This window comes from Hydrogenophaga sp. OTU3427 (assembly GCF_038440225.1).
Lineage (GTDB): Bacteria > Pseudomonadota > Gammaproteobacteria > Burkholderiales > Burkholderiaceae_C > Hydrogenophaga.
The window spans coordinates 1-7,921 of the sequence record NZ_JASATI010000079.1 but is presented as its reverse complement, the minus strand read 5'-3'; the positions used below and the strand labels follow the sequence as shown (position 1 = coordinate 7,921).

Below are 7,921 nucleotides of genomic sequence, written 5' to 3'. Positions count from 1 at the left end.
CGCCGACACGGCCTTCCGTGCGGACCTGAATGGTGTCGAAGGCGCGGTCCATGGGTCGCTCCAGGTCGATCACACTCAACGCGGCTGGCGGGAGGTGGGCATGACCAGGGCCTCGCCCTCGATGACCACCTGGTCGCGCACGGCGCAGGTGGTTTGCAGCACCACCCGCCGGCGCTCGGGCAGGAGTTCCTTGACCACCACGTGGGCATGCACCGTGTCGCCCGGGCGCACCGGCGCCTTGAAGCGCAGCTGCTGCGACAGGTAGACCGTGCCCGGCCCCGGCAGGCGCCCGGCGATGGCCGCGCTGATCACGCTGGCGCTGAGCATGCCGTGGGCGATGCGCCCGGCGAAGGGCGTCGTCTTGGCGAACTCCTCGTTGGTGTGCATGGCGTTGTTGTCGCCCGAGACACCGGCGAAGAGCACGATGTCCGCCTCGGTGATGGTCTTGGCGAAGGTGGCGCTCATGCCCACCTCCAGGTCTTCGAAGTCGTGGCCGTTGAGGGCGTTCATGGGGATCCTCGTCTGTGCGGGGTGCGGGTGGACAGGAGCGGCTTCAGGCCACCTGCGTGAGTTCGGTCTGGGCCAGTTGCGGGGCCGGCTGAGGGGCCAGTTGCGGGTTGCGAAAGGCCAGCAGGCGCTCCGCCTTGAGGGCCTGTGCCTGCACCAGGGCCGCTTCCTTGACGTGGCCATAGCCTCGGATTTCGTCGGGCACGCTGGCCAGCGCCACGGCGGCGGCGTGGTTGTGGCCGTTGAGGGCGCGACAGATCTCGTCGAGCAGCTGCAGGTAGTCGTCCACCCAGCGGCGTTCGGCCTGGCGCTCCTCGGTCTTGCCGAACAGGTCCAACGCCCCGCCGCGCAGGCCCTTGAACTTGGTCAGCCAAGCGAAGGCGCTGCGCATCCATGGACCGAACTGCTGCTTGATCAGGTGGCCGGTGACCGGGTCCCTCTTCGAGATCGTCGGCGGCGCGAGGTGGTAGCGCACCTCGTAGCCGTGCGGGAACTGCGCTTGCAGCCGGGCGGTGAAGGCCGGGTCGGTGTGCAGGCGCGCAACCTCGTACTCGTCCTTGTAGGCCATGAGCTTGTGGAGGTAGCGGGCCACCGCCTGGGCCAGGGTGTCCTGCGCGCCCAGGCGCTGCTCGGCCACCACCACGCGGCCCAGGGCCTGGGCGTAGCGGCGCGCGTAGGCTTCGTCCTGGTAGTCGATCAGGTCCAGCACGCGGATGCGTGCCAGGCGCTGTACCTCGGCGCTGCCGCCGATGGAGGCGATCAGCGCCTGGACGGCGGCGCTGGGCTTGCGCTCGGCCACCGGCGCGGCTTGCTCGCCCGAGCGTTTGGCCGACTCGATGGCCTGGGCTTCGACGAAGGCCCGGTCCACCACCGCCATGCGGCCCCAGCGGAAGGCAGCGATGCCCTGCTCCACCCCCACGCCCGCCTGGCGGATGGCGGTCTCCAGCGATTCGGCCTGCAGCGGCAGCGTGCCGGCCTGGAAGGCCACGCCGACCATGAACAGGTTGGTCGCCATGCTGTCACCGAACAGGCCCTCGGCCAGCGCCTGGCCGTCGAGAAAGACGTTGTCGGCGCTGCGGGTGACGCGGTCGATGCCGGCGGTGAGCGGGCGCACCGCGGGGAACAGCACCTGGCGCTTGGCCACCATCTGGCCGGTGGGCGTGGCGGTGGTCGAGACCACCGCGATGGTGCGTTCCGGGTGGCATTTGTCCAGGTTCTTGGCATCGGTGGCGTTGAGGATGTCAAAGCCCAGGTAGAGGTCGGCGCGGCCATCGGAGATCTTGTTGGCGCCCTTGAACGGCGCGCGGGTGACCTTGATGTCGGAGATCACCGCCCCGCCCTTTTGCGCCAGGCCGGTCTGGTCCAGGCCGACGACGTGCATGCCTTCGAGGCGTGCGGCATTGGCGATGGTGCCGGCCACGGTGACCGAGCCGGTGCCGCCGATGCCCATCACGTGGGCGCTGAAACCAAAACTGCCGTCGATCTTGGCCACCGGTGCCGGAAGATCCTGCGTCAGCGCCGGGATGCGACCCTTCTTTTTCTTCTTGCCGTCGCCCTCGAGCGGCGCGGCCTTGGGTGTCACGGTCAGGAAGGAGGGGCAAAAGCCCTTGACGCAGCTGAAGTCCTTGTTGCACGAAGACTGCTGGATGCGGGTCTTTCGACCGAACTCGGTGGCCACCGGCTCCACGCTCATGCAGTTGGACTTGACGCCGCAGTCGCCACAGCCTTCGCACACGCGTTCGTTGATGACCACCACCTCGGTGGGCTCCTCGGCCTTGCCGCGGCTGCGGGCGCGGCGCAGTTCGGCCGCACACTCCTGGTCGTGCAGCAGCACGGTGGTGCCCTCGACGGCGGCCAGCAGCCGCTGCGCTTCGTCCAGGCGGTCGCGGTGCCAGACCTCGGTGCCGCCGGGCAGGCTGGTGCCCTGGTAGTTGCCGGGCTCGTCGGTGGTGACGATCACCTTCTTCACGCCGTTGGCCAGCAGGTCGGCCACCATCTGCGCCACCGGGTGCGCACCCATGATGGCTTGTCCACCAGTCATGGAGGTGTGGGCATTGCGCAGCAGCTTGAAGGTGATGCGGGCGTTGTTGGCCGCGGCGTAGCGGATGGCCAGGCTGCCGGAGTGGGCGTAGGTGCCGTCGCCCATGTTCTGGAAGATGTGCGGGGTGTCGGTGAACGGCGCCATGCCTATCCACTGCGCGCCCTCGGCCCCCATGTGAGTGCCCATGACCACGCCCCGGTCCATCCACATGGCCATGGTGTGGCAGCCGATGCCGGCAGAGACGATGCTGCCCTCGGGCGCCACGGTGGAGCTGTTGTGCGGGCAGCCCGAGCAGTACCAGGCGGTGCGCGCCGCCGTGGGCAGCTTCTTGCGGCCGTGGATGTCGTTCAGGCGGGCCAGCCAGGCGTCGGCCGACTCGATGCGGGTCTTGCGCGACAGGCGCTGGATCAGGGCGCGGCCGATGGTGTCGGCCTCGAACTCGCCGTAGTGCGGCAGCAGCTCCTTGTCTTCCTCGTCGAACTTGCCCACGATGCGCGGTGCGTTGGCCCGTCCATACAGCACCTGCTTGGCGAACATTTCCAGGAAGGGGCGTTTCTCTTCGATGACGAAGATCTCTTCCAGGCCTTCCGCGAATTCGCGCACCACGGTGGGCTCCATGGGGAAGAGCATGCCCATCTTGAGGATGCGGATGCCGTGGCGCTGGAGCGCGGCGTCGTCCAGCCCGAGCTCGAAGAAGGCCTGGCGCAGGTCGTTGTAGCTCTTGCCGGCGGTGAGGATGCCCAGCCAGGCGTCGCGGTTGGGGAAGACGACGTTGTTGAGCTTGTTGGCGCGGACGTAGCGCTTGGCCACTTCCAGGCGGCGCGTGTACAGCGACTGCTCCATCTCCAGCGCCTCGACGCGCACGTTCATGCCCAGGTTCATGCGCGGGCTGAAGGGCACCCCGTCGAATTCGAGGTCGGGGGTGACGAAGTCCAGCCGCTCGGGGTCGACCACCGCGCTGCCGTTGCCGTCAGCGACGTTGGTGACGATCTTCATACCCACCCACAGGCCCGACAGGCGCGACATCTGGTAGCCGTGCAGGCCCAGGTCCAGGATCTCCTGCACGTTGGCTGGGTACAGGGAGGGCATGCCGACGTGGTAGAGCATGGGCTCGGACTGGCTGGCCAGGGACGAGGACTTGCAGCTGGGGTCGTCGCCGACCACGGCGAGCACGCCGCCGTTCTTGCCTATGCCGGTGTAGTTGGCGTGCTTCAAGGCGTCGCCGCTGCGGTCCACGCCCGGGGCCTTGCCGTACCACAGGCCGGTGACGCCGTCGAACTTCTGCCGGCCCACGGTGTGCAGCATCTGCGTGCCCCACACGGCGGTGGCGGCCAGGTCTTCGTTCAAGCCGTCGACAAAGTGGATGTGGTGCGCCAGCAGCGCCTTTTGCTGCTTGATCAGCGCGGCGTCCAGCATGCCCACCGGCGAACCCCGGTAGCCCGAGATGAACATGCCGGTCTTCAGACCCCGGCGGGCGTCGGTGCGCACCTGGTCCAGCGTCAGGCGCACCAGCGCGTCTATGCCGCCCACATGGATGGTGCCGCTTTCCTGCGTGAACGGCGTCGGGGCCTCCGGCTTGGATGACATGTGCTTTTTCCTTGGTTGAATTCGGCGCGGCACAGGCGCGGGCGCCCGCCGATGTGTCGGGGGAATGTGTCGGGGGGAATGGACGCTCAGCGCCCGAGGTCTTTGGCCGAGGTGCCGGCGATGCCCCAGTTTTCCTTGGGCACGTCGTGTATCCACACCCGCACGTTCTGCCGCGGGGCGTCGATGGCTTCGACCAGCGCCTGGGTGACCTTTTCGATCACAGCGCGCTTTTGCTCATCGGTGCGTCCTTCGAGCATGTAGATCTGGGCAAATGGCATGTGGGGCCTTCCTCAGACGAAACGCATGGACACGGTGCCCAGGTCCTGGAAGCGCACCGACACGCTGTCGCCCGCCGCCACCGAGATCGCCTCTGTGACCCCGCCAGTCATGATGAAACTTCCGGCCGGCAACACCTGGCCGCGCGCGCCCAGGTGGTTGGCCAGCATGGCCACCGCCGCCAGCGGGTGGCCCAGCACCGCCGCACCCGCCGCCATGCTGACCACCTCGCCGTTCTTCTCAAGCACCACACCCAGCGTGCGCAGGTCCAGGTCCTGCAGGTCGCGCGAGCGCCCACCGATGACAAACCGCGAGGCCGAGGTGTTGTCCGCGATCACGCTCTTGAGATCGAACTTGAAGTCGCGGTAGCGCGAGTCGATGATCTCGACCGCCGGCAGCACGAAGTCCACCGCGGCCATCACCTTGCCGAGGTGGCACCCGGGTCCGCTCAGATCGGCCTTGGTGACCACGCAGATCTCGGCCTCGACCTTGGGATGGATCAGTTCGCTGGTGCGGATGTCGCCGCCGTCGGGCCGGTCCATGTAGTCGGCCACGAAACCGAACACCGGGTTTTCGACACCCATCTGCTTCATCTTGGCGAACGAGGTCAGACCTGCCTTGAGACCGACAATGCGGTGGCCCCGGCTTTCCTTGCGGCGGCGGATCTCGTCCTGGATGGCGTAGGCGTCGTCCCAATCCATGTGGGGGTGCTCGTCGGTGATCTTGGTGACGTCGCGCGCCTGCAGCTCGGCGTTTTCGAGGTGTTCGGCCAATGCCGCGATGGTGGCCTTGTCAAGCTTCATGGGGAATTCCTGTCAGATGAAACGAACCGAGGTGGCACCCAGGCCACCCACGCTGCAGACCAGGCTGTCGCCCACCTGGACCGGTACCAGCGGCGACTGCGAGCCCGAAAGGATCACGTCGCCGGCCTTGAGGCTTATGCCCAGGCGGCCCAGCGTGTTGGCCAGCCAGGCCACCGCGTTCACAGGGGAGCCCTGCACCGCCGCGCCGGTGGCAGTGCTAACGAGTTCGCCGTTTTTCTCCAGCACCATGCCCGCCAGGGCAAGGTCCAGGTCGCGTGGGCTGCGTCGCTGGCCGCCCAGGGTCAAGACGCCGCAGGAGGCGTTGTCGGCCACGGTGTCCTGGATCTTGATCTTCCAGTCGCGGATGCGCGAGTCGACGATCTCGAAGCAGGGCATCACACACTCGGTGGCGCGTAGCACGTCGGCGGCCGTCACGCCCGGACCCATGAGGTCGCGCTTGAGCATGAAGGCCACCTCGGCCTCGGCCTTGGGCGCGATCATGCCGGCCACGGGCAGCGCTTCGCCCTCGTTGTAGACCATGCCCGAGGTGATCTGCCCGAAATCGGGCTGGTCGACGTTCAGCATCTGCATGACGATCTTGCTGGTCACGCCGATCTTCTTGCCCACCACCGTCTCGCCGGCATCGAGCCGGCGCTGGACCATGCGCAACTGGATGCGGTAGGCGTCTTCGATGGTGATGCCGGGTTCCCGGTCGGTCAGCGGCGCCACCGCCTGGCAGGTGACCAGCGCGTGGTGAAGCTCGTCGCCGTAGGCTTGTATTTTTTGTGCGTCCATGGGTGGGATCCGGTTTCAGTACTTGACCATCACGTTGCGCAACTCGGTGTAGAACTCCAGCGAGTGCACACCGCCTTCACGGCCGATGCCGGACTGCTTGGAGCCGCCGAACGAGGTGCGCAGGTCGCGCAGGAACCAGCTGTTGACCCAGCACAGGCCGACCTCGATCGCCGCGGCCAGGCGCATGGCCCGGCTGATGTCCTGCGTGTGGATGGAGGTGGCCAGGCCGTAACGGTTGGCGTTGACCATGTTCAGCACTTCCTCTTCGGTGTCGAAGGGCTGGATGTGGCAGCAGGGGCCGAAGATCTCTTCGGTGACCACCGTGGCCGTCTCGGGCAGGCCGGTCCAGATGGTCGGCTGCACCCAGCAGCCGTCCTTCAGGTCGGCGGGCATGTCGGGGATGCCGCCACCAGTCACGATCGTCGCGCCTTCGTCCTTGGCCTTTTGGTACAGGCCGAGCACCTTCTTCTGGTGGATCTTGCTGACCAGCGGGCCGATCTTGGTGTCCTTGTCGAACGGGCGGCCGGGCTTCATGTTCTCGGCCTGCACCTTCAGCGCCTGCACGAACTTGTCGAAGATCGGCCGCTGCACGTAGACACGCTCGGTGCCCAGGCAGACCTGGCCGGCGTTCTCGAAGCACGAGCGGGTGACGGTGGCCACCGCGTTGTCGAAGTCGCAGTCGGCGAACACCAGCGCGGCGTTCTTGCCGCCGAGCTCGAGCGAGACCGGGCGGATGCCGTCGGCGCCGGCCTTCATGATGGCCGTGCCGGTCTTGGTCTCGCCGGTGAAGGTGATGCCGTTGACGTCCGGGTGCGAGGTCAGGAACGCGCCGGCCGATTCGACGCCGAAGCCGTTGACGACGTTGTACACGCCCTTGGGCACGCCGACCTTGTTCATCACCTCGCCCAACAGCGTGGCCGTGCTCGGCGTGGCCTCGGAGGGCTTGACGACCACCGTGTTGCCGCAGGCCAGCGCCGGGCCGGCCTTCCAGGTCATCAGCAGCAGCGGCAGGTTCCAGGGGCAGATGATCGCGATCACGCCGCGCGGCGTGCGCACGCCGTAGCTGCGCGCGGTCTTGCCGTCGGGGGTGCGCATCTCGAACGACTCGGTCGAGGCGTTCTTGATGGTGTCGGTGAAGACCTGGAAGTTGGCCGCGCCGCGCGGGATGTCCACGTGCGATGCCAGGTGCGCGGGCTTGCCGGTGTCGGCGATCTCGGCCTGCAGGAAGTCGTCGAAGCGGCGGTTGATCTCGGCCACCAGGCCATCGAGCATCGCGCAGCGCTCGACGACCGAGAGCTTGCCCCAGGGGCCGTGCAGCGCGGCGCGCGCCGCGGCGACCGCGGCGTCGACCTCCGGCTTGCCGGCCTCGTGGACCATGCCGATCAGCGAGTTGTCCACGGGGTTGCGCTTTTCGTAGGTCTTGCCACTGGCATTGCCCACGTAGGCCCCGTTGATGAAGTTGAGGATGTCTTTCATGTCGTTCAAATGTGAAAGGGAAAACAAGCGCGATCAAGGCACCAGGCCCATGGCCCGCATGCCCGCGCGCGCACAGGCCTCGTCCTGCTGTTCGGACCCACCCGATACCCCGATGCCACCGATGAGCTGGCCCTGGTGGTTCAGTGGCAGGCCACCGCCAAAACACACCATGCGCGGCCGGCGCGGCAGGCCGTCGCGCACCGCGCTGGAGTGGCTTGCGAGAGCCTCGCTCCAGGCGGCCGTGGACAAGCCGAAGCCGGCAGCCGTGTAGGCCTTGTCGATGGCGATGTCGATCGAGTGCAAAAAGGCACCGGGCATGCGCAGAAAGCCCGCCAGGTTGCCGCCGGTGTCCACCACGGCGATGTTGACCTTCAGACCCAAGACCTCGGCGTGGCCGGGGGGGCCCCCCCCCCCCCCCCCCCCCCCCCCCCCCCCC

The 7,921-nt window shown here is 67.6% G+C and carries 7 protein-coding genes; all 7 read right to left on the bottom strand.

What is annotated here, in order from left to right:
• Positions 1-75 precede the first annotated feature (75 nt).
• On the bottom strand, positions 76-510 hold the full coding sequence (locus AAHB17_RS23935; RefSeq protein WP_342133574.1) for a MaoC family dehydratase: 435 nt from the start codon (positions 508-510) through the stop codon (positions 76-78).
• A gap of 43 nt (positions 511-553) precedes the next feature.
• On the bottom strand, positions 554-4,135 hold the full coding sequence (locus AAHB17_RS23930; RefSeq protein WP_342133573.1) for an indolepyruvate ferredoxin oxidoreductase family protein: 3,582 nt from the start codon (positions 4,133-4,135) through the stop codon (positions 554-556).
• A gap of 86 nt (positions 4,136-4,221) precedes the next feature.
• Positions 4,222-4,413: a 2-hydroxymuconate tautomerase gene (locus AAHB17_RS23925; RefSeq protein WP_342133572.1), complete on the bottom strand. Its 192-nt coding sequence runs from the start codon at positions 4,411-4,413 to the stop codon at positions 4,222-4,224.
• A gap of 12 nt (positions 4,414-4,425) precedes the next feature.
• Positions 4,426-5,214, bottom strand: coding sequence for a 2-oxo-3-hexenedioate decarboxylase (dmpH, locus tag AAHB17_RS23920; RefSeq protein WP_342133571.1), 789 nt, complete (start codon positions 5,212-5,214; stop codon positions 4,426-4,428).
• 12 nt (positions 5,215-5,226) lie between these two features.
• The gene (gene dmpE, locus AAHB17_RS23915; RefSeq protein WP_342133570.1) at positions 5,227-6,009 is read right to left on the bottom strand and encodes a 2-oxopent-4-enoate hydratase; all 783 of its coding nucleotides are present in this window, start codon (positions 6,007-6,009) and stop codon (positions 5,227-5,229) included.
• A 15-nt stretch (positions 6,010-6,024) separates the two neighbouring features.
• Positions 6,025-7,485, bottom strand: coding sequence for a 2-hydroxymuconic semialdehyde dehydrogenase (locus AAHB17_RS23910; RefSeq protein WP_342133569.1), 1,461 nt, complete (start codon positions 7,483-7,485; stop codon positions 6,025-6,027).
• A 33-nt stretch (positions 7,486-7,518) separates the two neighbouring features.
• A partial coding sequence (locus AAHB17_RS23905) for a GlcG/HbpS family heme-binding protein (protein ID WP_342133568.1) occupies positions 7,519-7,921 on the bottom strand: 403 nt, incomplete at its 5' end.